The organism is Halalkalibacter oceani (genome assembly GCF_040544555.1).
GTDB lineage: Bacteria > Bacillota > Bacilli > Bacillales > Bacillaceae_D > Halalkalibacter > Halalkalibacter oceani.
In genome coordinates this window covers 101,968-126,838 of sequence record NZ_JBEPKD010000009.1, presented here as the reverse complement: position 1 = coordinate 126,838, position 24,871 = coordinate 101,968, and the positions used below count along the sequence as shown (strand labels likewise).

At 48.5% G+C, this 24,871-nt stretch carries 27 protein-coding genes; 13 read left to right on the top strand and 14 right to left on the bottom strand.

The genetic code is table 11. The features are described from left to right. Positions 1 to 6: 6 nt before the first annotated feature. The gene (locus tag ABMB67_RS12105; RefSeq protein ID WP_354572204.1) at positions 7 to 285 is read right to left on the bottom strand and encodes a cytosolic protein; all 279 of its coding nucleotides are present in this window, start codon (positions 283 to 285) and stop codon (positions 7 to 9) included. A 172-nt stretch (positions 286 to 457) separates the two neighbouring features. On the opposite strand from ABMB67_RS12105, the gene ABMB67_RS12100 reads away from it, so the two are divergent. The 6 genes from ABMB67_RS12100 to cydC all read left to right on the top strand — a co-directional run bounded on the left by ABMB67_RS12100 (position 458) and on the right by cydC (position 6,982). After that, the gene (locus ABMB67_RS12100; RefSeq protein WP_354572203.1) at positions 458 to 886 is read left to right on the top strand and encodes an SRPBCC family protein; all 429 of its coding nucleotides are present in this window, start codon (positions 458 to 460) and stop codon (positions 884 to 886) included. Further along, entirely contained in the window at positions 886 to 1,221 is a 336-nt protein-coding gene (locus tag ABMB67_RS12095; RefSeq protein WP_354572202.1) for an ArsR/SmtB family transcription factor, read from the top strand. Before ABMB67_RS12100 ends, ABMB67_RS12095 begins: the two co-directional genes overlap by 1 nt. A gap of 64 nt (positions 1,222 to 1,285) precedes the next feature. Further along, positions 1,286 to 1,771: a MarR family winged helix-turn-helix transcriptional regulator gene (locus tag ABMB67_RS12090; RefSeq protein WP_251223320.1), complete on the top strand. Its 486-nt coding sequence runs from the start codon at positions 1,286 to 1,288 to the stop codon at positions 1,769 to 1,771. Positions 1,772 to 1,967: 196 nt separating this feature from the next. Next, a complete protein-coding gene (wrbA, locus tag ABMB67_RS12085) occupies positions 1,968 to 2,630 on the top strand; it encodes an NAD(P)H:quinone oxidoreductase (RefSeq protein ID WP_251223319.1) in 663 nt (220 codons plus the stop codon). A gap of 909 nt (positions 2,631 to 3,539) precedes the next feature. Continuing rightward, complete coding sequence (cydD, locus tag ABMB67_RS12080) at positions 3,540 to 5,270, top strand: thiol reductant ABC exporter subunit CydD (protein WP_354572201.1); 1,731 nt, start codon at positions 3,540 to 3,542, stop codon at positions 5,268 to 5,270. Next, positions 5,267 to 6,982, top strand: a complete 1,716-nt coding sequence (gene cydC, locus ABMB67_RS12075) for a thiol reductant ABC exporter subunit CydC (RefSeq protein ID WP_354572200.1) — start codon at positions 5,267 to 5,269, stop codon at positions 6,980 to 6,982. The genes cydD and cydC overlap by 4 nt, the downstream gene beginning before the upstream one ends. A gap of 211 nt (positions 6,983 to 7,193) precedes the next feature. Here cydC and ABMB67_RS12070 read toward each other — a convergent pair whose 3' ends face one another. Together ABMB67_RS12070 and ABMB67_RS12065 are read right to left on the bottom strand one after the other, a co-directional pair. Beyond that, positions 7,194 to 7,529, bottom strand: coding sequence for a hypothetical protein (locus tag ABMB67_RS12070; RefSeq protein WP_354572199.1), 336 nt, complete (start codon positions 7,527 to 7,529; stop codon positions 7,194 to 7,196). A 176-nt stretch (positions 7,530 to 7,705) separates the two neighbouring features. Then, positions 7,706 to 8,674 (bottom strand): DMT family transporter, encoded by a 969-nt coding sequence (locus ABMB67_RS12065; protein WP_354572198.1) that lies wholly within the window; start codon positions 8,672 to 8,674, stop codon positions 7,706 to 7,708. Between the two features lie 99 nt (positions 8,675 to 8,773). Here ABMB67_RS12065 and ABMB67_RS12060 point away from each other — a divergent pair, with 99 nt between their 5' ends. Further along, entirely contained in the window at positions 8,774 to 9,355 is a 582-nt protein-coding gene (locus ABMB67_RS12060) for a helix-turn-helix domain-containing protein (RefSeq protein WP_354572197.1), read from the top strand. Positions 9,356 to 9,543: 188 nt separating this feature from the next. Here ABMB67_RS12060 and ABMB67_RS12055 read toward each other — a convergent pair whose 3' ends face one another. The 7 genes from ABMB67_RS12055 to ABMB67_RS12025 are packed head-to-tail and all read right to left on the bottom strand — an operon-like array spanning position 9,544 to position 16,341. Further along, entirely contained in the window at positions 9,544 to 10,758 is a 1,215-nt protein-coding gene (locus tag ABMB67_RS12055) for an MFS transporter (protein WP_354572196.1), read from the bottom strand. Further along, positions 10,755 to 12,023 carry a CehA/McbA family metallohydrolase gene (locus tag ABMB67_RS12050; RefSeq protein ID WP_354572195.1) on the bottom strand — a complete coding sequence of 423 codons (1,269 nt, stop codon included), beginning with the start codon at positions 12,021 to 12,023 and terminating at the stop codon, positions 10,755 to 10,757. Before ABMB67_RS12050 ends, ABMB67_RS12055 begins: the two co-directional genes overlap by 4 nt. Before the next feature lie 12 nt (positions 12,024 to 12,035). Then, positions 12,036 to 12,881, bottom strand: a complete 846-nt coding sequence (locus ABMB67_RS12045; protein WP_354572194.1) for a carbohydrate ABC transporter permease — start codon at positions 12,879 to 12,881, stop codon at positions 12,036 to 12,038. Positions 12,882 to 12,886: 5 nt separating this feature from the next. Next, positions 12,887 to 13,759: an ABC transporter permease subunit gene (locus ABMB67_RS12040; protein WP_251193262.1), complete on the bottom strand. Its 873-nt coding sequence runs from the start codon at positions 13,757 to 13,759 to the stop codon at positions 12,887 to 12,889. Then, on the bottom strand, positions 13,749 to 13,877 hold the full coding sequence (locus ABMB67_RS12035; RefSeq protein WP_285890399.1) for a hypothetical protein: 129 nt from the start codon (positions 13,875 to 13,877) through the stop codon (positions 13,749 to 13,751). Before ABMB67_RS12035 ends, ABMB67_RS12040 begins: the two co-directional genes overlap by 11 nt. An 11-nt stretch (positions 13,878 to 13,888) precedes the next feature. Then, a complete protein-coding gene (locus ABMB67_RS12030) occupies positions 13,889 to 15,301 on the bottom strand; it encodes an extracellular solute-binding protein (protein ID WP_354572193.1) in 1,413 nt (470 codons plus the stop codon). Between the two features lie 17 nt (positions 15,302 to 15,318). Beyond that, positions 15,319 to 16,341, bottom strand: coding sequence for a LacI family DNA-binding transcriptional regulator (locus ABMB67_RS12025; protein ID WP_251223309.1), 1,023 nt, complete (start codon positions 16,339 to 16,341; stop codon positions 15,319 to 15,321). A 1,029-nt stretch (positions 16,342 to 17,370) separates the two neighbouring features. On the opposite strand from ABMB67_RS12025, the gene ABMB67_RS12020 reads away from it, so the two are divergent. From ABMB67_RS12020 to ABMB67_RS12010, 3 genes are read left to right on the top strand one after another with little or no spacing between them, the layout of a single operon-like run. Then, complete coding sequence (locus tag ABMB67_RS12020) at positions 17,371 to 18,159, top strand: ABC transporter ATP-binding protein (protein WP_354572249.1); 789 nt, start codon at positions 17,371 to 17,373, stop codon at positions 18,157 to 18,159. 17 nt (positions 18,160 to 18,176) lie between these two features. Then, a complete protein-coding gene (locus ABMB67_RS12015; RefSeq protein ID WP_251223308.1) occupies positions 18,177 to 19,148 on the top strand; it encodes an ABC transporter substrate-binding protein in 972 nt (323 codons plus the stop codon). A 5-nt stretch (positions 19,149 to 19,153) separates the two neighbouring features. After that, positions 19,154 to 19,906: an ABC transporter permease gene (locus ABMB67_RS12010; protein WP_251223307.1), complete on the top strand. Its 753-nt coding sequence runs from the start codon at positions 19,154 to 19,156 to the stop codon at positions 19,904 to 19,906. On the opposite strand, the gene ABMB67_RS12005 is transcribed toward ABMB67_RS12010, so the two are convergent. Beyond that, entirely contained in the window at positions 19,903 to 20,358 is a 456-nt protein-coding gene (locus ABMB67_RS12005) for a winged helix-turn-helix transcriptional regulator (RefSeq protein ID WP_251193257.1), read from the bottom strand. The genes ABMB67_RS12010 and ABMB67_RS12005 overlap by 4 nt on opposite strands. A 171-nt stretch (positions 20,359 to 20,529) precedes the next feature. On the opposite strand from ABMB67_RS12005, the gene ABMB67_RS12000 reads away from it, so the two are divergent. Further along, positions 20,530 to 21,057: a DUF4242 domain-containing protein gene (locus ABMB67_RS12000; RefSeq protein ID WP_251223430.1), complete on the top strand. Its 528-nt coding sequence runs from the start codon at positions 20,530 to 20,532 to the stop codon at positions 21,055 to 21,057. 26 nt (positions 21,058 to 21,083) lie between these two features. Next, complete coding sequence (locus ABMB67_RS11995) at positions 21,084 to 22,124, top strand: acyl-CoA dehydrogenase family protein (RefSeq protein WP_354572248.1); 1,041 nt, start codon at positions 21,084 to 21,086, stop codon at positions 22,122 to 22,124. A gap of 147 nt (positions 22,125 to 22,271) precedes the next feature. Here the strand turns inward: ABMB67_RS11995 and ABMB67_RS11990 are convergent, their stop codons facing one another. After that, positions 22,272 to 22,673 carry a secondary thiamine-phosphate synthase enzyme YjbQ gene (locus tag ABMB67_RS11990; protein ID WP_251223306.1) on the bottom strand — a complete coding sequence of 134 codons (402 nt, stop codon included), beginning with the start codon at positions 22,671 to 22,673 and terminating at the stop codon, positions 22,272 to 22,274. 152 nt (positions 22,674 to 22,825) lie between these two features. On the opposite strand from ABMB67_RS11990, the gene ABMB67_RS11985 reads away from it, so the two are divergent. Continuing rightward, positions 22,826 to 23,434, top strand: a complete 609-nt coding sequence (locus tag ABMB67_RS11985) for a polysaccharide deacetylase family protein (protein WP_354572192.1) — start codon at positions 22,826 to 22,828, stop codon at positions 23,432 to 23,434. 34 nt (positions 23,435 to 23,468) lie between these two features. On the opposite strand, the gene ABMB67_RS11980 is transcribed toward ABMB67_RS11985, so the two are convergent. Continuing rightward, a complete protein-coding gene (locus ABMB67_RS11980; RefSeq protein WP_354572191.1) occupies positions 23,469 to 23,609 on the bottom strand; it encodes a hypothetical protein in 141 nt (46 codons plus the stop codon). A 122-nt stretch (positions 23,610 to 23,731) separates the two neighbouring features. Beyond that, entirely contained in the window at positions 23,732 to 24,856 is a 1,125-nt protein-coding gene (locus tag ABMB67_RS11975; RefSeq protein ID WP_354572190.1) for a zinc-dependent alcohol dehydrogenase, read from the bottom strand. Positions 24,857 to 24,871 lie beyond the last annotated feature (15 nt).

Genomic DNA, 24,871 nt, shown 5'->3' with positions numbered 1-24,871 from the left:
GCTTTGTTATGTGTAAGGCTCTTCTTCATTTTTATCGGCTTCATCATGCGTATGATGAGCCTCGGGAAACTGGCGGGGAAGGTCCTGATGCAAATTGCGAAATTCATAGCCGTAGCTATTGTAGTATGTTTGATGCTCTCGCCACGGGGTATCTTTATTCTCCACGGGTACGTCCTTCCCTTTCGGCGTACCGTAAGACCCTTCCGGAAATTCCTCCGCTGTCAGAAACGAGCGCTGTGTCTCGACATTTGAAAAGTCCGTATATTCCTCTTCCTTCTTTGCCATTTTTATCACCTCTCATTTGAGTTCGTACATATAGTGTAGCCTTATGTTGCAAAATTATAGTGGAAATGTAAGGGACGATAAGAAAAAGCCGCACTGTGGTTTTTTTGTTGACATGTAACCAAAAGGTTTCGTATGATGAATGCAAAAGCAACTGAAACAGGAGGAATGGCAGATGAGCAAAATGGAAGTACCTGAAATTCGCAAGCAGGCGACGTTTCGCGCTTCAATTGAGAAAGTATGGAAGACAGTCGCAACACAGGAGGGAATGGAAGCTTGGTTTATGCCAAATGATTTCAAGCCGGAGATGGGCTATTCGTTTACGATCCATTCTCCTTTTGGACCGACAGCGTGTAAAGTGCTTGAACTCGATCCCCCGAACCGCCTGGCGTTTTCCTGGGGAGAAGAGGGCTGGCAAGTCACTTTTCTTTTAAAAGAGACAGGCGATGAAACTGAATTTACCCTCATTCACTCAGGCTGGGGAGCCGCTGATGAGATTCATCCGGGAGGACCTGGACAAACGAATAAAGAGATTCGCGAGCGGATGAATCAAGGTTGGGAGGCTATTGTTCAAGAAAGACTGCGACAAGTGGTGGAAGCATAATGGGAGCTGAAAAGCTTGATATTTTTCAGGCGATTGCTGATCCGACAAGAAGGAAATTATTGCGATTGCTTGCCGGGAAACGTCAGTCGGTGACGATGCTCAGTCAGCATTTCCAAATAAGCCGTGTTGCGGTCTCTAAGCATTTGCGCGTCCTTGAAGAATCAAAGCTTGTGTCTGCTAAAAAGGTAGGACGTGAAAGGCGTTATCAGCTTGAAGCGCAGGCCCTGCTTGAGGTGAAGGAGTGGCTTTCCTTTTATGAGCAATTTTGGGATAATAAGATGACGGCTCTTAAATATGTAGTCGAAGAAGATGGTAATGGCGGATCAAGGGAGTGATTTTTGATTGTGGGGAATGTTGAACATCAAAGAGAAAAGATTACGTTCAAAGGAGGGATAGTAAGTGACTTTAGAGAAGATTGAGTCAACGGGTGAGGAACTATCGTTAAAGTTATTTATCGTATTATCCCGTGCTGTGCAGACGGTAAGAAAAAAGGTGGAAGAAGATATCCGGTCTTATGGGTTGAATCCGACCGAGTTTGCTGTGCTGGAGCTTATTTACCATAAAGGGGACCAGCCCATTCAGAAGATCGGCGAAAAGGTGTTAATTGCCAGCAGCAGTATCACTTATGTCGTCGATAAATTAGAAAAAAAACAGCTGATCAGACGAAAGCCCTGTCCGACAGACCGTCGGATCATCCATGCCTCGATTACAGAGAAAGGCAAAGAGCGGATGGACGAAATTTTCCCTCTCCATAAGGAAGCGCTGATGACGATTTTTGCCGGGCTGGAGTCAGAAGAGAAAACGAGCTTGATTGAATTGTTAAAGAAGTTAGGCTATTACGCTCAAGGTGTCGATAAGCTGCGCGATGCGAAAGACGAGGGATAGATCGTACCGAAATGTGCAACCTAGTGATGTAGAAAGACCAAGTATAGAAATCTAAATTCACTTACAAAATTAAAGTAAAATATCTTGAATTAAGAATATATTACGTGGTACTATATAAAGCAGAGATAAACGAGCCGGTTTTTTCGTTTATCGAAGGTTACCCACGGCCAAAATGGGGAAAAGTAGGTGAATAGCAATGGGTTTCTTTGCGAAATTATTTGGTCAATCTAATCAAAAGGAGTTGGAGCATGTGTCAATCAAATTAGCGGTGATTTACTACAGTTCGACAGGAACCAATTATCAAATGGCAAAGTGGGCTGAAGAAGGTGGAAAAGCAGCGGGTGCTGAAGTGAAAGTGCTGAAAGTTCCTGAGCTTGCCCCGGAAGCGGCGATTGCCTCAAACCCGGCGTGGAAGGCTCATCTTGAGGCAACTTCAGACGTCCCTGAAGTAACGCTTGACGATCTTGAATGGGCGGACGCGATTATTTTCAGCGCACCGACACGCTTTGGTAACGTACCTGCGCAAGTAAAGCAGTTTCTTGACACGACTGGCGGATTATGGGCGACAGGCAAATTAGCGAATAAAGTTGTCAGCGCGATGTCTTCAGCGAGCAACGCCCACGGCGGTCAGGAAGCAACAATTCTTTCCATCTATACGACAATGTATCACTGGGGTGCGATTGTCGCCGCTCCTGGCTATACAGATCCATTGCTGTTTGCTTCCGGCGGAAACCCGTACGGAACAAGTGTAACCGTCGACCAGGAAGGCAATATGCAGGAAAATGTAGAAGAAGCGGCAAAGTACCAAGCGAAACGCACCGTACAAGTAGCCGAGTCGCTGAAAAAAGGAAATCAATAACAGCAAAACACCGTAACATTAGTAGAGGCCGGGATAAAAGGTTGTTTTTTACCTTTTGCCCCATCCTCTAAGCAATGAGCGGAACCGTCACGATTTTTTTAAAAGCCCGTTGTGAGTGGATTTCTCACAACGGGCTTGTGGCGTGTGAAGCCATTGCCAAGAATGGAAAACATTGAATATATTACCAAAAAAAGATAATATAAGTACTAATAAGTCGCTATTAATTCCACTTGCGACGGTCAAAAGTAGTTCACTTTACTTCTAAGTAATGATAGGGATGTGATAATCAGATGGAGAATGAGAGAGAATTTGTCAGTGTTAAAAATTTCATATTTATCAGTTTTTATAGTTTCATTGCTTCCGTCATGTTTATCTCTATTAGTGAAAGTAAAGAAACCCTTCTCCATTTTTCAAAGCAAGATCTGGTTTTGGGTATAGTGGTATTTTCTGTGTATTTTCTGATTATCTTGTTGATCTTTCAAGTAATTCTGAGCTTTATTAATAAGAAGTTTTCCTTTTCTTCTTCATTGGTGATAAAGCTTTTTTTCTTTATTGGGATCGTGAGCTTGATTATGATGAATTCACAAGTCTATGATGGAATCATATACAGTAGTTTTCTTGCGATTTATTTACTGAAAGAAATGGTTTATGAGTGAAGGGAACTGGAATGGGCTTGGTTTTCTGAAGTACGGACCGTTGTAAGCTCTTTAATCGCTTTGTTCCAGGGGGGGACAGGCTTTTTTTTGTCATAAAACAGTCACTCTCAAAGCGGGCATTGTTCTCCTGTTTCCACTATACTAATAGGAGAAGCAAAGTCTTTCTGATGTTCCGAAGGTGTATTTGCTTCAGTTGATATGTGAAATGTTTCACTAAATTGAAACAATAATTTGCAGTGAGGAGATTCTTACTATGAAGGAACTCAAGCAATTTGCAAATGAATATAAAATGAGCCGGATTTGGCTCGTCATCATTGCGGTGCTGACGGCGGCGACGATTGTCGCTCAGGCTTATTTCTTCGTGACGGTTGTCGAGCGGGTCTTTTTAGCGGGGCAGTCTTTTGCCGAAGTTCTGCCATTTTTATACGGGCTGCTCGCCGTCCTTGGAGCAAGAGCGCTTCTCACGTACATCAACGGCCGAATCGGCGTGGGGATCGCCACCCGCGTGAAACAGCGGGTCCGTCGGGCCTTGCTCGAAAAATACCGGGATGATCCGCTTCAGGCCGCGCTTCAGCGTCAGTCGGGAGAGAAGGTGAGCATGATGATGGATGCGGTCGATGAACTGGACAGCTATTACAGCACCTATCTTCCGCAGCTGATACAAACAGCGGTCGTGCCGCTCGTCATTCTCGGCGCGGTCTTTTCCCAGCATATTCCGACTGGAATTATTATGATCGTGACAGCGCCGTTTATCCCGCTCTTTATGGCGATTATCGGGATGAAGACACAGGCAAAGTCGGAGGAGCAACTGGAGAAGCTCGCCTCCTTCTCGGGTAGATTTCTTGATACGATTCAAGGCCTCGTAACCCTTAAGCTTTTTGGCCAGGCGAAGCGCCAGAAGGAAGTAATCCGCGCGAGCAGTCTCGGCTTTCGCGAGGCGACGATGGAAGTACTGAAAATTGCCTTCATTTCCTCATTGATGCTTGAATTTATTTCGATGCTCAGCATGGGGATTATCGCGCTCGAAGTAAGCTTGCAGCTTATTATCTTTCAGGGGATCAGCTTTTTCTCCGCCTTCTTTGTCCTCGTGCTCGCTCCTGAATTTTATTTGGCGTTAAAGGAACTGGGAAGCGCCTTTCATACCGGCCGCAGCAGCAAGGGCGCCGCGGCAAAAATTTCAGCAGAGCTGACGAAAGAAGGACAGAGGCTGGAATGGGGAGGTCTGACGCTGCCGGATGATCAGCCTCCGGCGATCGCCTTACGAAATGCCGGCTTTCGTTATGAAGAGAAAGGGTTTGCTTTAACGGATGTGACCGTGGATATTCCACCGTACGCGCAAGTGGCGATTGTTGGGCCAAGTGGATCGGGGAAAACGACACTTCTCAATGTGCTGAGTGGTCTGCTGCCGCTTTCCCAAGGTGAATTGCTGGTGGATGGAAAGCCGCTCTCTTCCTATGACGAAACAGCATGGTTCGCCAAGGTAAGCTATATTTCCCAGCAGCCTTACTTATTCAGCGGAACGATCGCTGAGAATATTGCGATTGGCAGCACCCGTGATGTAAGCAGGCAAGAAATTGAAGAGGCGGCCCGGCAGGCTGGGATGGCCGAGGTAATCGCAAATTTGAAAGACGGTTATCAAACGCAAATCGGCGAGGGAGGCCGTGGCCTTTCAGGTGGAGAACGGCAACGAATCGCTCTCGCACGCGCTTTTCTAAAGCGGCCGGCGGTGATTGTCTTTGATGAGCCGACGACCGGTCTTGATTTGCGCACAGAACGGATTCTCTCAGAGGGGCTAGCCGAGCTTGCCCAATCATCGACAGTGATCACGGTTGCGCACCGTTTGCACACGATTAAGCATGCCGACCACATCCTTTTTCTAAAGGGCGGGAAGGTGATTGGAGCCGGCACACATGAGCAGCTGCTGGAGCGTGTTGAGGACTACCGTAAGATGATCTCGATACAGAGGGGAGGGAGAGATGGATGAAGGAACTTGCCGCGGTTATGAAACTGATGCTTCATGAAAAAAGGGACATTGTCTACTCGGTTATCGCCGGATTTTTGGCCGGGATCGCCGCTGTCGGCCTGTTTGCTTCAAGCGGCTACCTGATCTCCAAGGGGGCGCTAATGCCGCCATTGTACGCCTTGACGGTGACGATTGCTTTCGTCAAGCTCTTTGGCTTTTTGCGGGCGCTCGGACGCTATGTCGAACGGTACTATTCGCATCGCGCTACGTTTACGATGTTGAGCCGGCTGCGCCTTTCCTTTTATGAAAAGCTTGAACCGTTGGCGCCGTCGCTTTTTCAAACGTATCGCAGTGGTGATCTGCTGGCGCGGATTGTTGGCGATGTTGAAAGCCTGCAGCATTTCTTTTTACGGGTCTTTTATCCGCTCGTTGTCCTGTTGCTCGTTTTTTTCGCGACGATTGTCTTCACCGCTTTTTATTCAGTGGCGATTGCGCTCGTCCTGCTGACCGGTCTTTTTTTGACTGGTGTCCTCATTCCGGCATGGTTCGCTTTGCGCCAGCGCAGGCTGAATAGTAATCTGCGTGACAAGCGGGGCGAGCTGTCAACGGAAGTGACGGAGTTCCTTTACGGTTTTAAAGATCTTACGCTTTACCAGCAGCAGGCGAATAAAGAAGCTGAGCTGTCGCGGGCCGCTGCTGAATATGTTGGTGAGCAGGAGAGGGAAGGACGGCAGATTCTGGCGAGCCGAGCGGTCAATACGGCTGCCTCGCTGCTCGTTTCATGGGTTGTGCTTGCTCTCGGCGCCTATTTGGTGACGACAGGAGAGCTTGACGGTTTGTTTTTAGCGATGCTTGTCATGATCTCGCTCACGGTCTTTGAGAACGCGACACCGATGGCTGCTTTCCCGAGCTATTTTGAAGATAGCCGAAGTGCGGCGCGGCGCCTGGCTTCCGTCGTGGAGCAGCCAGCGCAGACAGAGACAGAAGCGGAGCTACAGTCGCCGGGGAATGAAGTGCCGGAGATTTGGTTTGAGCGTGTCAGCTACACCTATCCAGGGGAGGGGCGACGGGCGTTAACGGACATAAGCCTTGAACTGAAGCGAGGCTCGAAAACGGCGATCGTCGGGGCGAGCGGCTCCGGCAAGTCGACGGTACTCCAATTGCTTCTCGGAATCGTCGGGCCTGAGCAGGGCGTCGTCCGTTGGAACGGAAGTGAGCTGCGGCAGCTATCGAAAGAAAAAATATGGGAGCAGGCGAATGTGGTTCTGCAGGAAAATCATTTCTTTTACGGAACGATTCGTGACAATTTGCAGCTTGCTTCTTCTGAGGCCAACGATCAAGAGATGAAGGCTGTGCTAAAGCGGGTGGCGTTGGAGCATCTGTCATTAGATGATCAAGTGCTTGAAAAGGGAGAGAACCTCTCCGGCGGGGAGAAACAACGGCTGGCGCTGGCTCGGGCGATGCTGAAACAGGCGCGTGTCTGGCTGCTCGATGAGCCGACTTCCTCTGTTGATGCTTTGACGGAAGAGCGCCTTTATCAGGAGCTTTTCCGGCAGGCTGAGGGGGCGACTGTCGTGCTGGTCAGTCATCGTCTAACCGGTTTGGAACGGATGGATCAAATTATTGTGATGGAAGATGGCCGTATAGTTGAGGCAGGCAGCTTTGAGGAGTTAATGAAAGCGAACGGCTACTTTTATCAAATGAAGGAAATTGAAAAAGATGTGATTGGGTAAAAAGGAAAGGATGTCTCAGCACGTTTTGAACGAGAGAGACATCCTTTTTTTACATAACAGTTTTATTTGTTTTTAAACATGTCAAAAAACGCATTGAAGCTTTCCACAAATTGAAAGGCAAAAATACTAACCGCAGTAACAGACAGCATGCCAACTACAACCAATCTCATCCACATCATAATCGAACGACCTCCCTAGTAAGTTAGTTTTTTTAACGTGTATAGGAAGGGGATGAGATAACGTAATTACTTTGGTACATAATCGGCCTTAATAAAAGAAAGACCCGTAAGTAATACCATACCGGTACGGCGAAGACAAGAAGCAGTATCGGCAGGAGCTGCTCAACCGGGAGAGCCCACGATACGACCACTTTCAGCTTACCGTCTCCAAGGTCATAAAAAGCATGACCGCTGCCATGATCATAGAAGTGAGTGATGTCGGCTGTCTCCAGCGGATGCACCGTCGAATAGCTGGACTGATCATGAAAGTAGACATAGATGGAAAGAAGAAACGCAGTCAAGATTGTCAAAGCACAAAATCGTTTCACAGCCGTTTCCTCCTTCTTGTAAGCTTACTTCTATCATACTCCGAAAAACGCAATTTGAAAACGAATTTCTAACTTATCTGAAAAAATAGTTTTTTTGATGGTGAGGCAGTACAGGAATTGAGGAAGACCTTAGCTCCGCACATCGTTTGCAAAGAAAAAACCGCCACGTGGATTTTTTATCCCTGTGACGGGGCTGTCCTTTGTTTTTGTGGTTTCTTGGTTAAATAGCTGTGGGCTAGCATGCCGCCCATAATGATCAGCAGGCCAATGATCGCCGCGGCAGAAGGGAATGGACTTGAGAGCAGCCACATTTCACCGAGCAGGACGAATAAAACCTGGGCTGACTGGGTCGCTTCCACGCCAGCTAAACGATCAGGGTTTTCATGAACGCGGTCGGTCGCGATAAAAAACAGCGTCGTGGCAATGACGCCGGAGCTGACGGCAACGATAAACGCTTGCAGCAGCTGGCTTGAAGAGGGAGGACCAACTGTGATCAAGCCATAGCTTGCCAGTACAAGCCAAAACGGAAGGCTTGCCACTGTCATGCCAAACACCCGTTGGAATGTATCGAGCCGCCCGCCGCACAGCTCCATCATTTTGCGGTTGCCTAAAGGGTAAGCAAACGCCGCGACAATGACAGGGAGTGTACTGAACAGCACAACTTGAATTGAAACCGTCGTCGCGTGCTGGAGCTGGATCAGCATGACACCCGCAAGGATGATAAAAGAGATCGCCAGTGACTTGAGCGGCAAGCTGTTTTTTATTCGCTTCGGACCCGTCGTAGTTTTTACTTCATGGAAAAAGAAAGGGGTCAGCAGTACGCCGGCGACAATCGTCAGCTGCCAGGTGCCGGCGACGAGCCAGCCCGGTCCATAGGCGGCGGCATAGGTGATCGGCGCGTAAAAGAGCACGAAGCCGACAAAGCTCCAGCCAATCCACGACAGCGGACGGCTCTTTATTTCAAATAAAACTTGTTTCATATTCTTTCTTGCAAGTACAATAAGAAGAAAAAAAGGAAACATGAAAATAAAGCGCAACGACGAGCTCCAAATCCAGCTTCCCCCCGTTACTTCCATTGAACGGTTTAAAATAAAGGTCACGGCAAAAAACATGGATGCAATGATTCCGATAAGAATTTCTTTCATCGACTCACCTTTTTCATTTTGTATATTAAAATATACTGTTGATAAACTATAATATACTACCTTTCGAGTGAAAAAACTACTAAAAAAGGAGGTCTGCTGATGAATTCGCATATGAACGATGCAGAAGCATTGGCCAAACATCTTGGTGCGACATTGCGGAAGCTAAGACAGGAGCGGAAAATGAGCCTGCAGGAGCTAGCGGAGATCACCTCCGTCAGCAAGCTAACTCTTGGCAATATCGAGCGGGGGGAATCGAATCCGTCGCTGGCCGTCATTTGGAAAATCGCGAATGGGCTGGCAGTGCCGCTTTCCGTTCTGCTAAATGAACAAAAGGATATTCAAATTTCTCGCTGCCATGAAGGAAATAAAGTAGTCAGTGCCAATGAAGTGTGCACGCTCGAACCGATGTTTGAAGTGTCCAGCTACGGATCTAGCGAGATTCATCGGGCGTTTCTTCAACCGCATAGCGAGTATCGTCCCGGCGCGCATCAGCAGGGCGTGACAGAATACGTCACAGTGATGACAGGCCGTTTAAGAATACAAATCGAAGAGGAGCACTACGAGTTAAACCAATATGACTCGATCACCTTCAACGGAGACAAAGTGCACGCCTACCAAAATCCCACCTCAGAAATAACCGTCCTCCACTTCCTCATGACCTATACAAGTCCGAAGCCATGAGCGTAACCGCCACGATCCCGTCCTTTTTCGTAACTTGAAGAAGAGTAATGACTCCGCACGTTGCGCGCTTTGCTACGAGTGGGTTTCTCGTAGCAAGGCTTTCAAAATCAGGAAATGGCTACGCTCATTACGGAAAAGCTGCTGAAAAAGTACGATTTCCACTTTTTTAGCAGCTTCATGTAACCCACTCACGCTTTTCCCGCCAGCTTCAACTTCCTTACGAGAAGAAGCGGGGTCATGCCAACGGCGATCAGTAGTGCTAAAAAGGCCGGGAGGTAGGATTCTGTCAAGCTGGAGCTGTAAACGGCCGCGAGTAATCCGACACTTGTCACCCGTCCGGCGCTTAAGGCGATTTCACGAGAGATGACCAATTCAACTCTTGTAGCCCCTTGGTCATCCAGCTCGGCAATATTATTCAGCGACATTGTGTTAAACGGCACCTCAAACAGCGGAATGCTGATCGCCGCCACAATCCCGTACGCGATGAGAATCACCCAGTTGACATCGAAAAGGAACAGGCTGAGCGCGCTGCTTAAACCAAGATTGCCTGTAATGAGCAATGCTTGCTGCGAGAGACTCATTTTGCATTTTCCGACGACGTAATAAGTGATGACCGACAGAAGCGTCGTGACGAAGACGAAATTACCCAACACCGATTCACTGCCGGTTACCATGAACACCCAGACGACAATCACAAAGGAGATTACCCCGTCCCGGAAAGATAGCCCGACAAAGGCGAGGGAGAGCAGTTTCCATTCACGGTTGCGATGAACGTCGATGATTTTTCGCCAGCGAAACCGTTCTTCCAGCTTGTAGGCCGGCAATAGCGTTGTGAGCCAGATTGTATTGGCGAACAAGAGGAGAGACAGGAAAAAAATCAGCTGATAGCCGTAAAAATCAGGCAGGAAAGTCACGATCAGCCCGGCGATAAAAGGACCGAGCATTTGCGAAAGAGAGCCGAACAACCCGTTGACTCCGTTAAACCAAAGCCGGTTATGCTCACTCGTTAAATCAACGGAGAGAACATTAATCGAAAGCCAATAAAAGCCTGAGCCGACTCCGAAAACAAAACCTAGCAACGGCACCCAGTCGATCGCCTGCTCTGCTAACGCTAAAATAGCGAGATAAAACAGCAGCTGCAAGCAGCCGCCGATGATCAGGCCGATTTTCCGATCCTTCTTTTTACAGAGCCAGCCGGCAAAGACGAAGGCCGGCAGCCAGGTGACATAGGCGATGAAATTAAAGAGAGCCACCTCGTAAATATTGTCAGACAGACGAAAGAGAAAGACATTCACAAACACATTCGATAAACTGTTTGCCAGAGCATTGATGCTGATAATGGCCAGAAGCAGCTTCGTCTCACGGGGAAGGACTGCTTCATGCTGCAAGGAGAGTTCGTTCAACGGCCCGGCTTTCCTTCAAAGTACAGTGGGTTGCTCATCGCCGCCATCATCTCCCGTCCCGCCTCTTCCATATACCGCCATACCTCGACTCTGAGAAATAATTGCCCGTTCACTTCGACTGGAATTTGCAGCTGCCCCTCGTCAGACTGATGAATCGATTCGCTTTCCACCTGATCATTTGAAATAATCTTGATTCGGTCCCCGCGCGACAGCCTCTCAAACCGAACGGTGGTCTGTGCAGGAGACGGAAGCGGGACGACATCGCCCGTTGTATAGTGCTCGCACGACAGGCTGACAAACGGTCCCTCCGGTAAATAGCTTAACGACACTCTCCGCTGTTCGATCGCCCGTAAGATGCTTTCGCCGGAGCGGGAGTCGCTGTACACCCACACTGTCGGCGAACCGTGCTGGATATAGCGGTGCGGCCGGTGCGTATCACTGCCGCCAATGGCGGGAATTCGTTTCCCCTGGCAAAGCTGCTGATGCCACCAGTCAACTGTTTTTGCATTTGCCTCGCGCCAAGGGCCGTTCCATACCTCGACAAAGTCATAGTCGAGATCCCAAGCCCAGTGCCAGCCGCACTGAGGACAATGGGGGTGGTTGAGGCTTATTGTGGCGCCGGCCGTCTTCGCCTCGGTAAGCCGTTCTCTGACCTGGTCGCCGGTGATCGCCCGGAAATCACGCACCGGGTCAGCGACGCCGAAAAAATTACAATGACCGAAGTTGGTCGTTAATTCCATACCCGGTATGATCGTAAGCGGGCTTTCTTTATGAATAAACTGATTTTGGCTTGTTGTATTATGGTCGGTCGTCGCGATAAAATCCAAGCCCTTTTGCTCGCAAAGCTCCACGATTTCATCAAGCGTGTACGAGCCGTCGCTGTGAACGGAATGCATATGAAGATCGCCCTTTAGCCAGACGGATTCCATTTCGGTAAGTATCACTGTTACCGTGACGTTGCACGGCTTTGGTACGCGGTAGGCACCGAGGATGATCGCCCATTCTCCCGCAGGGATGCTGCCGGCCCGATAGCCCGGAGTCGCCGTCGTTTCCTCAATGGTAAAAGACGAGCGGGCGCCGCCGCTCCAGCCGCGAACCTGTTCCGTGTCCCGGACACCGAGGTCGATTACGCACTCATTTTCCTCAACGTGATAGTCGGCCTGAATGCTTGCTGTCCGCGGCGGGACGGCGAAGGAAAGCTCAATGTACTGATGTTGTTCTTCGGGCATAATCATTCTCGTAAGTGTGAGTTGTTTTTGTTTCAACGCGTCGTCCTCCTATTCTTTCGTTGAACCTGACATAATCCCTTTGACGAAATATTTCTGGATGAACGGGTAGATGATCAGCAACGGAATGAGCGCGATCATAATTCCGGCCATGCGAATATTCGGCGTTAAAAAATAGCTGCTTGATGAGGCGTCCGCTTGCAAAATGAGCGAACGCAAGGCAACCTGCAATGTATATTTGCTTGAGTCCGTAATATAAAGGAGTGCCGGAAGAAATTGATTCCATCTGCTCACGAATTCAAACAAGGTCACCGTCGCCAGTCCCGGTAAGGACAAAGGCAAGTAAATCAAAAACAGGATGCGAATATGACCGGCTCCATCAATATTGGCCGCTTCCGCCAACGATTTCGGCACACTGAGGAAGTAATTTCTCATTAAAAGAATGCTGAAGCCGGAAACGAGACCAGAGATCACGAGGGAGGCCAGTGTATTTAAAAGGCCGAGGTCACGATTGACGATATACAGCGGAATCATAATCGCCTCAGCCGGGATAATCATCGTCACAATAATGAAGGTCGTCAACAGCTTCCTTCCCGGCAAGTCATGCTGAATCAGGACATAGCCGGCAATCGCCGCCAGGAAGACGTGAAAAAACGTACCGAAAATTGTCACAATCGAGTTGTTTAGAAAAGGGCGCCACAGCTCGATTCGGCTCCAGACGGTCGTATAGCCTTCAAGGCTGAACTCGCGCGGCCAGAGCTTCACGCCGGGTGACATCGATGCCAGGCTGGTGGACAGTGAAATCGCCAGCGTATTCAGGACCGGCAGCAGCATCGTCAGGACAAGCACCGTTAAAAAAATTCCATTGATAAGTCGAAAAGCTATTCCTCGATTCAAGAAGCTCAATCCTCCTTGTCATAGCGAATGAGAATACGCGTGACAATCGTTAGTAGAAATGTTGCTAAGATGACTAAATAAGCAGCAGCCGAGGCGACACCCATTTGAAATTGCAAAATTCCTTTTTCATAGGTGTACATCATAATGACATCCACCTTGTGGGCAATCGCCGGATTGCTCATCATAAAAATTTGATCAAAGATTTTCAGCACGGACATAATGTTCAGCATCAGGACGATTTTCATCGTCGGTATCAGCTGCGGCAGCGTAATATAGCGGGTTTCATGCCAGAAATTAGCCCCGTCGATTCGCGCTGATTCATAGAGCGACGGATTGATGCCGACGATCGCTGCTAAATAGATGATGCAGATGTAGCCCATTTCCTTCCAGATGGCGGTGAAGATCATCACTGGACGGGCGTATTGCTCCTGGGTTAAAAACTGCACCGGCTCCAGCTGAAACCATTTTAATAATTCATTGACAAGCCCCCCGTCCGGTGAAAGAATAAAGATCCAAATGCCGCCGACGATGACCCAGGAAAACAAATGGGGGAGATAGATGATCGTTTGCGTAAACTTTTTCAGGAATTGTTTCGTCAGTTCATTAATCGCGATCGCGACAATGATTGGGAACGCAAAGCCGATGATTAAGATGCCGCCGCCGATCAGAACGGTGTTTTTCATTACGAGCCAGAATTGTGGGTCCTGCAGCACGGTGACGTAATTCTGGAAGCCGATAAAGGGGCGGTCGCCGATCAGCCTGAAATCCTGCAAGCTGATCAAAAATCCGCGAACCAGCGGGTAATATGCAAATAAAAGAAAATAGATAAAGATCGGAATCATCATGATATAAAGAGTAAAATGACGTTTAAAAAGCATGCCAATCGTCCTCCTGCATTTGAATAACAGCAGGAACAGCAGCCGGAAGCGGCATGATGAAAAGCACTTCCGGCTGCTCATTTACGACAGGGCCGTACTGCTGTTTGGTTCGTTTCATTTCATAGCTGTTTAGTTGTCAATCAGATCAGCAGCGAGCAGCTCGCCATGCATTCTTTCCACCGCTTCTGCGGCCGGCATGTCGCCGGTAATCGCTGCAAACACGTAGCGCTCGACGATTTTCTCGGCCTGCGGCCAATCGGCAGTTGAGACTTCCGGCTGGGCATGCTCGATAATGACCGCCTGCGCCTCTTCAACGCCGGGCAGTGTGCCGAACGGGTTTTCCCAATTCGTGTTATTCGGGAAGACAACCCCGTGATCCATATTGGCGATCTCGCCTAATTCAGTTAATTCATATTCCCCGTTTTCATCGACTGTGTAATGCAGGTCTTTAACGCCCAACGTACTGACCGTATTACCCTCTGGAGTATGCCAGAACTCAAGAAACTCAAGTGCTGTTTCCGGATGCTCGGCGTTAACTGGGATCGCCCATACACTCGGGTCACCACGGCGCAGCATAAATTCCCCATTTTCATCAGGCACACCAGGCAGTCCTTTGGCCATAAAGCTCGTATTCGGGTCATCGTTCAAACGGATGTTGTTAAAGAGCCCGACCCAGGCATCCCAATATGTGACGACGCCAACACGGTCGGAGAGGAACAGCTCCTGCATGTTACCACTGTCATTTGTCGCGAAGTTCGGGTCGAGAATTCCTTCCGCGTAAAGCTTGGCAAACCATTCATACACCGGAATCGCCGCCTCTGTTGCGTACGGAATTGTCCGCGATCCGTCATCCTTGATCACATAACGCGCCTTTACGCCCGCCGCGCTCATAAACCCTTGAATGTCGTAAAGGCCGGCCGTCGTTAAGCCGTACGTGTCGTCCTGTCCGGTCCCGTTCGGATCCTGTTCTGTAAAGGCCTTCAGCACATGATAGTAGTCATCAAGCGTTGTCGGCTCCTCAAGCCCCAAAGCTTCCAGCCAGTCCTGACGGATAAGCGGCATCGTTCCGCCTTCAAACTTGTTGAAAACACTATAGATTTTACCGTCGTCGTACGTAATTAGCTCCCATTCTTCCGTTGGAATGACCGTCGGGTCGGAGAGAATCTCGGAATCCTGGATCGATTGAGTGAGCTCTGTCAGCGCCCCTTGGTCAACGAGCACATCCATCATTGGCTTTGTCATATACACAAGGTCATATTGTTCACCGGCCGACATCGAGGTAAGCAGACGCTGGTCGTAATCAGTCGGTACTTTTTCAATGGTGACGCTAATCCCTGTCAAACGTTCAATTTCCTTTTCAAATTCAGCGTGTTCCTCAGGCGTTTTTCCGCCAACGACACTCGTCAGGATGCGTAATGTTTTTTCTTCCTGGTCGGCGTCCGTTTCTTCTCCTGACTCATCGGCAGTCGACGTTTGCTGACATGCCGCCAGCAACGTCATTAACAATGCGGCAAGCAATAGTTTTACCATTAACTTTTTCATAGGGTCCTCCTATCGTGTTATCGTTTATTTTTTTCGGTGGAAGCGCGCAGGATCAGATCAGTTGCAATCGTCGTCCTTTTAACGGAAGGAGAGTCGGCTTCAATTTGGTCAATCAACGTATTGGCCGCTTCCATTCCCAGTAACTCGGAATTGAGCTTCATGCTTGAAAGCGCCGGGGAAAACTCCGATAAGAAGACAGGCTCATCACTGAAGGCCATCACCGATAAATCGTCGGGAATCACTCGCCCTAATTCAGCTGCCGCTTTATACACCCCGAGCGCGACTTTGTCAGTATCGGCGATCACGGCCGAGATCGCCGGGTTATGCCGCAGCATGTCCAACGTCCGCTCGTAGCCGTAGTCGATTGCCGTCTCCTCTTCCGCCTTGTAGGCGATGAAAGGCTGGTCGATGTCCTGATATGTAGCGCGGATAATTTTTTGGAAGCCGGCTTCACGGTCAATCGAAACCGTGCGTTTTTTGGCGGCATTCAGAAACAGAATATGGCGATGACCGAGACCCACTAAATGCTCGGTCACGAGTGCGGCCGCTTCGACATTATCGTTATCGACGGTCGCTACTTTGGCGCTGTATTCCCGTGCTGTCCGGCCGATGACGACCATCGGAAGGTTTTTTTCAAGGCATTCCTCAATTCTTGGGTCCTTCTCAATCGGATCAAGCAAAATCTCGCCGTCAACGGGGTCGGATGATTGAAATTCGACCCGGTTTGCATATTTTTCCGCCAACGTGTTGATTAACAGCCGGTAGCCGCGCTCGTAGCACTGGCGCAGCACGCCGTTGATCAGGGATAAATGGAATTGGCTGAATTTCGCCTTTTCGCCGCGCATATTTAAACCGATAATTCTTGTTTCCCGTGTCGTTAAGCTCCTCGCGAAATAATTCGGCTTATAGTTCAACTGTCTGGCTACTTGTAAAACGTGTTCGCTCACCTCCTTGCTGATCGGTCGTTTTTTACTGAAAACATTGGATACTGTGCTCTTGGAGACACCAGCTTGTTTGGCAACATCATTCATCGTCACCATGTGCATCACTCCTTGGGGCTTATATTAAACTAGTTTCATATAAAGTTGGTTAAGGTGGTGTTAAATTAAAGTGAAGGAACGTAAAAGTGAGAAGAAATACTGATAAATAGAGCCCACTGAAAACCGTCCTTTTTCGTAACTCGAAGAAGAGTAATGGCTCCGCGCGTTGCACGCCTCACTTCGAGAAACCCGCTCGTATCAAGGCTTTCAAAATCAGGCAACGGCTACGCTCATTACGAAAAAGCTGCTGAAAAAGTGTAAATCGTCCTTTTTCAGCAGCTTCGATAAATAAGGTGTTTTGACTTTTTCAATGACAGCGCATGAGGAAAATCGGTTCGATAATTATGCTGATATTAAGCTTGTTTTAATTATGTAAAGAGAGATAACACGAGTGGTTCAATTTTAATCGAAAATCGTGACGCTGCGGTCTGGGTTTCAAATTTTCCAATCGAAGAGATAAACGTAAATCAACATCTTAGGGTATGGTTCAAAGACGGGAGAGTTTTATATAGTGATCCGGGGCAAGCGGGATTTAGTAAGTTTGAAAAAATAGTGGAATGAAAAATGGACGTGACCGACTTTTAAAGCAGAAGAGGGAGAAACTGTACGATTTTACGTCGAATAGGTTTTTTTTACTCTTCGACCTCGCTTGTGGGATGGGGAAACGCTTTCCGCAGGCGGGCGTTGAACTAACCGGCTGCGCCGGTGGATGTCAACCTGCGCTTCCCGCCCCTCCCGTCCGCTTTTTCTAGTGGGAAAAAGGGAGCTTGCTTCTCCTCAAATAAAGACAGGTGATCTGTTTTATCTACGGCCCTTCTTTTTATTTAAGTCGACGTAAAGTCTTAAAAGATAAAAATAACTCACGCCGCAGCCGGCATGGCAGCGGCTTTTTTGTCGATGTGGAATAAGAATTTTGCTTTGTTGATAATTAGATTGATTTTTTCAACTTTGTATACTAAAATAAACTTATTATTCATATTATTTTTATAGGAATTAACCTATATAGCGTGGAGAGAGGGGTTAGTGACATTGAAGGCAGAGGCGTTTGTCGAGCTTAACGAGGTTGGGAAGGAATTTTCTGCTCAGGGAAAGACTATCAGAGTGCTCTCAAATATCTCCTTTACGATGAAGAAAGGCGAATTTGTATCTGTACTCGGGAAAAGCGGGTGCGGAAAAAGTACATTGCTTAACTTGATCGGCGGCTTTGACAGCCCGTCTGAAGGCAGTGTCTATTTTGACCGGGAAGAGGTGAAAAAGCCGAGCCGCAGGGCGATCATGCTTTTTCAGCACTATGGACTTTTGCCGTGGCGCACGGTTCTGAAAAATGTCGAGCTTGGGCTGGAGCCGGAAAAGTCTCTTTCAACGGCAGAAAGAAGGGAGCGCGCCCTTGATTCTATTAAGCTCGTAGGTCTTGAGGAGAGCAAGGATCGTTTTCCGGCGCAGCTGTCCGGCGGGATGCAGCAGCGCGTGGCAATTGCCAGGGCGTTGGCGATCCGGCCGGAGCTGATCCTGATGGATGAGCCGTTTGCCGCTTTGGATACATTTAATCGCTACTATTTGCAGGATGAGCTGCTGCGCATCCGTGAGCGCGAGAAAAACAATATTGTGCTCGTCACACATGATATTGATGAAGCGATTTATTTGTCGGACCGCATTCTGATTATGGATGCTCATCCCGGCCGAATTAAGCAAACCCTTGAAATTAATCTGCCTTCCCCGCGTGACCGGAGTCATAGTGACTTTCAGTATTACCGCAAGCTGATTTTGGATTCCTTTCATTTTTCAAAGGACGGGGCAACCTTGGAATTTAATATTTAAATGTGGAGTGTGAGAACATGAATCGGGAGAGAAGAACGTGGGCGAGCCTGATGCTCGCTTTGACTGTGATCCTTTCCTCTTGCGGGGGCGGAGCACCGCCTGAGGAGAAGGTGATCCGGATCGGCTATTTGCCGATTACGCATGCGGCACCTCTTTATTTTGAAAAGCAGTTTGAGGATCAGTATTTGAACGGCGGGCGAATTGAGCTGATTCGCTTCGGTTCGTGGATTGAATTGATGGACGCTTTAAATACCGGACGGATTGACGGCGCTTCGGTTTTGTTCGAGCTGGCGATGAAGGCGCGTGAAAAAGGGATTGATTTAAAGGCTGTCGCGCTCGGTCATCGTGACGGGAACGCTGTTGTGGTCTCGCACGATGTCGAGGAGGTCGCTGATTTGAAAGGGGCTACGGTCGCGATTCCTCATACGCTGTCCGCTCATAATCTCTTGCTTGATGAAATGCTGCAAAACGCCGGCTTAACGTATGAGGATGTGAATCCGGTTGAAATGCCGCCGGCCGAGATGCCGGCAGCTCTATCGGAAGGGCGAATCCAGAGCTATATTGTCGCTGAGCCGTTCGGCGCGCTTGGCGTCAGTCTGAACACAGGGAAGGTGCTTTTTCAGTCAAATGAAATCCGGGCCAATTCGTTGTGCTGCGTGCTTGTGCTTCGCAGTGACTTTATCGAACAGCAGCCTGAATTTGCGCAAACCTTTGTGACAGGCTACATTGAAGCCGGGAAGAAAGCAGAAGCTTATGATGTGCATACCCATGACGAGCATGAAGACCCGTTTAAGCAGTTTTTAAATGTCGATGAGGACGTATTGACGCTGTCGCTTGGCTGGATTTCTTATGATAATCTGCGAATCGAACAGGAAGATTACGAGTATTTGCGCCAGCGTTTAGTTGAGATGGGACTGTCTGAGAACCCGCCGGCATATGAGGAGTTTGTTGATCAGTCATTTTTTGAAGAAGCGTTGGAGAGAAGGTGAGAGCGATGAAGACGGTGAAGCATTTTACGATAGCGTTTATTCTCGTGCTTGTCGTTTGGCAGCTGGTCATTTGGATCGGTGGCTACCCTGAAGCATTATTGCCGCCGCCACTGGCAGTCGGCAAAGGGATCGTCGCCTTGGTTAGCGATGGAACATTATTCACCCATGTCCAAATCAGCATGTTCCGCTTTTTGAGCGGGTATTTGACGGCGGTCGTGGTCGCTGTCGTTCTCGGATTAATCCTTGGCCGTTCACCAAAGGTGTGGGCGATTGTCGATCCGGTCATCCAGGTGCTCCGTCCTGTCGCTCCGGTTGCCTGGGCGCCGTTCATCGTGCTCTGGTTCGGGATTGGGAATATGCCGGCGATTGTCATTATTTTTATCGCCGCCTTCTTTCCGGTGCTGCTTTCAACGGTGTCCGCCGTGAAAAAAATCGACCCGACTTATTTAAAGATTGCCGAGAATTTGGAGATGAAGCAGCCGGCCCAGCTGTTTAAAATCATTTTTCCGGCGGCATTTCCGTACATTGCCAATGGACTGCATATCGCCGTTGGGACGGCGTGGATTTTTCTTGTCGCTGGAGAAATGATCGGCGCGCAGTCAGGGCTTGGCTACCTCATCATTGATTCACGCAATGCGCTTGATCTTGACCTCGTGCTCGCCGGGATTATTTTCATCGGCGTGCTCGGTCTGCTGCTTGATAAAGCGATTGGCTTGTTTGAACGCTGGGTTGGCAGACAATGGGGCGTACAAGGCTAAGCCTGATTTGCCTGGCTTTCCGGTTCAATTGGCACTGCCTGGAGTTCGTCTTTGTCGACATGCTGCTTGCATGAAGGACAGTAATAAAGCAGTTCGACTTCATGCTGGCAGCGTGTGTGAACCAGTTTTTTATAACAGGTTTCAAGATGCTTGCTGCCCCAGAGGACGAAAGCGTGAAAGACATCCTCCAAATCCTGTCCGCTTTCAGTCAAGGTATACTGGTAACGGGGCGGATGCTTGGAATAGACGGTTGACTCAATCAGGCCGACCTCCTCTAAATGCTTCAGCCGGTCTGACAGGAGGTTGGAGGAGATGCCTTCAAGGTTTTTCTTGATTTCATTAAAGGTGGAATGACCGATGAGGATCTCATGAATGACAAGCAGTGTCCAGCGGTCGCCGACAATATTTAATGTTTGCGCGATGTTGCAAGGTAATTTATAACGCTCTTTCACTTTCATCAGACTCCTTTGCTAAAGTTGACATCTTGGACGTTTTTCTTATGAGAAGCAGTCCTAGTATACCACACAATCAAGTAAGTTGTTTTTTAGTACTTAGTATAATAAAATTACATTAGCGTTCGATGCGATCGAATGACTATCAATCTTTCAAGGGAGGACTGGATGATGGCGTTATATTTAGTGGAATCACAGTTGAGTGAGGAGCTGCAAAATAAGGCGGCTTTTGAAGGGAAAGTAGAGGCATTGAGAGAAGACGATAGCGGGCAGGAGCTAATTGAAGTTCAAGTCGCCAAGGACTTCAACAGAGCATTCTTTATTTTTGAAGCGGCGGAGGAAGGTGCGCTTACGAAAAACTTGAGCGATGCCGGCATCGTTCCGTCACTTGTCAAAGAAGTGCGAATCGTCGGCCAGGACTTGGAAGAAGTGAAAAAGCAAAAGGACAAAATCAATTATTTAGTGGAATGGAACTTGCCGGAGAACTTGACAATGGAAGGGTATTTGGCCCGTAAAAAAGCGAATTCCGTTCATTATGCGGAAGTTCCGGAGGTGTCCTTTTCAAGAACGTATGTATGCGAGGATATGACAAAATGCCTTTGCTTCTATGATGCACCGGATGATGAGGCTGTAAAAAGAGCGCGTCAAGCCGTTAAGGCACCGATTGACGCGATAACGGAAATCGCCTCAGATCAGTAAAATTAAAGGAGGACCAGGAAGCCGTGATGACAAACATTCAGCAACGCCTTACCGATTTGTTCGAGAAGGAGCTTAAACCTCAGGTCCGGTCAATTGATGCCGGTTTTTATCCAAAGGAGCTGTTAACGCGATTGGGTGAGGAGGGGTATTTTTCTTCGGAAGGAGCAGCTTCCTCCGCTTATCTTCAGCGAGAGCTTGACGTCGTAGCCGAAGCATCGCGCTTTTGCATGACGACAGGCTTTCTGATTTGGTGCCATTTAGCTGCGCTCACCTATATGCGAAAGAGCGAAAATGATAAGCTGAAAAAGAGAATGCTGTCGCGTCTGGAAAATGGCAGCACGCTTGCCGGAACGGGGCTTTCCAATCCGATGAAATATTATGCCGGGCTGGAGACGCTGCATTTGCAGGCGGCAAAGGTTGATGGCGGCTATGTCGTCAATGGAACGCTGCCATCGGTTTCCAATCTTGATCAGACGCATTGGTTCGGGGCGATTGCTGAAGTGAACGCGGATCAAAGGGTGATGCTGTTTGTCTCATGTGCGGCTGATGGTCTGATACGAAAAGCGAAAACAAATTATCTCGGCATTAACGGCAGCGGTACCTATGCCTGCCACTTTGATGACGTGTTTATTTCGGAGGAGGATGTTCTCGCAGAGGACGCCGATTCATTTATTAAACAGATTCGGCCGGACTTTCTCGCCTATCAAATTCCGCTTGGCTTCGGCGTAACGAAGGCCGCTCTTGCTTCGATTGAGCGCTATCGAAGCCGGCAGGGAGGCTGCAATCAGTTTTTGCCGCTGCAGCCGGAAGCGATTCAGGCCGAGCTGGAAGAGCTGCAAACGGAGGTCACCCACTTGGCTTCCCGCGGTCTAAGCTGGGAGGCGCTGCTCCCGCTCCGCAAACGAACCGCCACTTTAACGATTGAAGCGGTTCATACAGCGATGCTTCATGGCGGTGGAGCGGCCTACCTGAGCAACAGTCCGGAGGCCCGCCGTCTGCGGGAAGCCTATTTCCTGATTAATTTGACGCCGACAATTAAGCATTTAGAGAAGATGCTGACGGTATAAGACAATAGCCGAAAATAAGAGAGGAGCCTACGGAAGGTTGCCTCTCTTATTGATTTTTGAACGTCTTACTCGCGTACTCTTGATAAATCAAATAAAAGGGTGGAATTCATTCTTTAGAAAAATTGTAAAGATGTCTCCGCTCCGCATTTATCCAGCAATTACTTTAACGACAAAGGATCGCGTTCTTGGTCCGTCGAATTCGCAGAAGTAGACGCCCTGCCATGTGCCGAGGAGGAGCCGGCCTTGGGAGAGAATCAATGTTTGGGCGTGACCGACCGTGCTCGTTTTTAGATGGGCGGCAGTGTTTCCTTCGGCGTGGCGGTCCTTAGGATGGTGCCACGGGTAGATTTCGTCAAAGCGGCGCAGCATATCTGTTTTGACATCGGGATCGGCGTTCTCGTTGACGGTAATTCCGGCTGTCGTGTGGAGCGAGGAGACGACGACGATTCCTTCCTTTACATTGTTGTCACGCAGCCATTCACTGATTCGGTCAGTGATATCAATCATTTGATCGCGGGCTGTTGTCTTCAGTTGAAATGTGGCTTGCATCTTCTTCATCCTTTCTCTCTACTGTTTCTTTCTCTTTATTTAAGCAAAAATAACGCCGGATAAAAAGGGGGAAGGCAGGATGATTAAGGGATACTTGCTGTATAATAAAGAGAAAAGACATGAGGTGGTAAACGATGTGTACACCATGAGTAGTGACAGATCAGGTCGTGTACGATCTGCAGGATGACAGGTGGCTGACAAATCGAAATCAACTGACCCCGACGAGGAAGAAAGTGGTTCTGACCTTTGACGACGGTCCAGGCCGCCATCTCATAAGGATATTGGATATTTTAGCGGAACGGGAAGCTCCGGCGATGTTTTTTTGGCTAACGCGGACGTTCTACGAGGCAAGACCGTGGGAACGGGTGATTGACGAAGGGCATATTATCGGCTCCCACTCGCACAAGCATCAGAACCTGTGCAAATTAACGAGAGAGCAGCAATACAAGCAAATCAAAACGAGTGTCAAGCAGCTTGAAGCGGTCACCGGGGAAACGATCAGGCATTTTCGCCCGCCATTCGGGCAGTTTAACGAGGAGACGATGGACATCCTTGAGGAGCTTAGCTTGCTTCCGGTTATGTGGGAAATCAGCTCCTATGATTGGCAGCTTAAGGAGCAGCCTGAGAAGATAATCGACAACGTCGTCAGCCATATAAAGGATGGCTCGATCATTTTACTCCATGAACTGCCGCAAACAGCTGCCGTGTTACCGGATATCATTGATGAAGTCCGGAAAAAAGGATTTGATTTCATCGTTTAAAAAGGAAAAGCGGCTACTCATCGTATCGAGTTGGTTACTCCTTGATTCCTTCCAGCCATTCGCTGTAGCAGTGGGGGCAAAGAGCTTTGTCGACATGCTCGTTCTGGTAAATGAATAAGCCATGATGATAGCTGTCTTCAAATGTATCATCACAATAAAAGCATGGTTCTTCCATCGCTTTGATCCTCCTAAAAAAGTGATACTACTATTTTTTTCAACTTGGCGGATTTTATCCAGCACAAAAAAACCTGTCTCATGGCGGTTCGCCCTTTTGAGACAGGTTTTTTTGTGAGTGAATTAAGGCTTTAACACAACTTTAATACAGTTATCTTTTTTCTTATCGAAGATGTCGTAAGCAGCAGCGGCATCTTTTAGGCTTTCTTTATGGGTAATAATGTCGGTCGGATCGATTGTGCCTTTTTCAACCATTTGATAGAGCTCCGGCATGTAATGGATCACCGGGGCCTGCCCTGCTTTTACTGTAATATTGCGTGAAAAGATCGAGTGCAGCGGATACGCTGTGGCCGGAGCCCCGTAAACGCCGGTCAGTTGGATCGTGCCGAATTTTTTCACCGAGTGGGCGGCGGTAATAATCGGATCAATCGAACCGACCTGTCCGGTAAGCGTTTTTAAATGTTCCTTCAGCGAAACATCGCCGTCCATCCCGACACAGTCGATCACGACTTCGGCTCCCCCTTTCGTGATCTCGTGCAGGTGCTTGCCGATATCTTTATAGTCTTTGAAGTTATAAGTCTCGACATTGTTTGTTCGTTTGGCGTGCTCAAGCCGGTAGGAAACATGGTCGACGGCAATGACCCGCTTCGCTCCTTTCAGCCAGGCGAACTTCTGGGTCATCAGGCCAATCGGCCCGCTTCCGAGGATAATCACCGTGTCTCCGGGCTTGACATCCTCGACGCTCCAATAGGCGGTAGGCATCACGTCCGAGATAAAAAGCAGGCTTTCATCTTCGAGCTCACTGCTCTCCGGCACAACAAATGAAGTAAAGTCGGCATAAGGAACGCGCATGTATTCCGCCTGCCCGCCCGGATAATTTCCAAACATCTCGGAATAGCCGAAGTAGGCGCCGCTATCTTTGTGCGGATTCGAATGATCACATTGACTTTCCATTTGATTTTGGCAAAAATGACATTCGCCGCAGCTTACATTAAACGGGATCACGACCCGATCCCCTTTTTTAACGTTCTTCACGTCCGGTCCGACTTCTTCGACAATTCCCATCGGTTCATGACCGATAATATAATCTTTGCTCAATGGAATCGTGCTATGATATAAATGAAGATCAGATCCACAAATCGACGTTGACGTTATTTTAATAATCATATCATCCGGCTTTTCAATAGCAGGATCATCTACTTTTTTTACTTCAACTTTCCCTTTTCCCTGATTTGTTAAGGCCAGCATTTGATCGACACTCCT

Bases quoted from the DNA above. Each gene is read 5' to 3' on its own strand.
- cydD (WP_354572201.1), top strand. From the start codon at position 3,540: ATGAAGGAACTCAAGCAATTTGCAAATGAATATAAAATGAGCCGGATT.
- ABMB67_RS12065 (WP_354572198.1), bottom strand. From the start codon at position 8,674: ATGAAAGAAATTCTTATCGGAATCATTGCATCCATGTTTTTTGCCGTG.
- ABMB67_RS12025 (WP_251223309.1), bottom strand. From the start codon at position 16,341: ATGGTGACGATGAATGATGTTGCCAAACAAGCTGGTGTCTCCAAGAGC.
- ABMB67_RS11980 (WP_354572191.1), bottom strand. From the start codon at position 23,609: ATGGAAGAACCATGCTTTTATTGTGATGATACATTTGAAGACAGCTAT.
- ABMB67_RS12040 (WP_251193262.1), bottom strand. From the start codon at position 13,759: ATGCTTTTTAAACGTCATTTTACTCTTTATATCATGATGATTCCGATC.
- ABMB67_RS11990 (WP_251223306.1), bottom strand. From the start codon at position 22,673: ATGCAAGCCACATTTCAACTGAAGACAACAGCCCGCGATCAAATGATT.
- ABMB67_RS11995 (WP_354572248.1), top strand. From the start codon at position 21,084: ATGACAAACATTCAGCAACGCCTTACCGATTTGTTCGAGAAGGAGCTT.
- ABMB67_RS12105 (WP_354572204.1), bottom strand. From the start codon at position 285: ATGGCAAAGAAGGAAGAGGAATATACGGACTTTTCAAATGTCGAGACA.
- ABMB67_RS11975 (WP_354572190.1), bottom strand. From the start codon at position 24,856: ATGCTGGCCTTAACAAATCAGGGAAAAGGGAAAGTTGAAGTAAAAAAA.
- cydC (WP_354572200.1), top strand. From the start codon at position 5,267: ATGAAGGAACTTGCCGCGGTTATGAAACTGATGCTTCATGAAAAAAGG.
- ABMB67_RS12000 (WP_251223430.1), top strand. From the start codon at position 20,530: ATGGCGTTATATTTAGTGGAATCACAGTTGAGTGAGGAGCTGCAAAAT.
- ABMB67_RS12095 (WP_354572202.1), top strand. From the start codon at position 886: ATGGGAGCTGAAAAGCTTGATATTTTTCAGGCGATTGCTGATCCGACA.
- ABMB67_RS12030 (WP_354572193.1), bottom strand. From the start codon at position 15,301: ATGAAAAAGTTAATGGTAAAACTATTGCTTGCCGCATTGTTAATGACG.
- ABMB67_RS12035 (WP_285890399.1), bottom strand. From the start codon at position 13,877: ATGAAACGAACCAAACAGCAGTACGGCCCTGTCGTAAATGAGCAGCCG.
- ABMB67_RS12100 (WP_354572203.1), top strand. From the start codon at position 458: ATGAGCAAAATGGAAGTACCTGAAATTCGCAAGCAGGCGACGTTTCGC.
- wrbA (WP_251223319.1), top strand. From the start codon at position 1,968: ATGGGTTTCTTTGCGAAATTATTTGGTCAATCTAATCAAAAGGAGTTG.
- ABMB67_RS12010 (WP_251223307.1), top strand. From the start codon at position 19,154: ATGAAGACGGTGAAGCATTTTACGATAGCGTTTATTCTCGTGCTTGTC.
- ABMB67_RS12015 (WP_251223308.1), top strand. From the start codon at position 18,177: ATGAATCGGGAGAGAAGAACGTGGGCGAGCCTGATGCTCGCTTTGACT.
- ABMB67_RS12060 (WP_354572197.1), top strand. From the start codon at position 8,774: ATGAATTCGCATATGAACGATGCAGAAGCATTGGCCAAACATCTTGGT.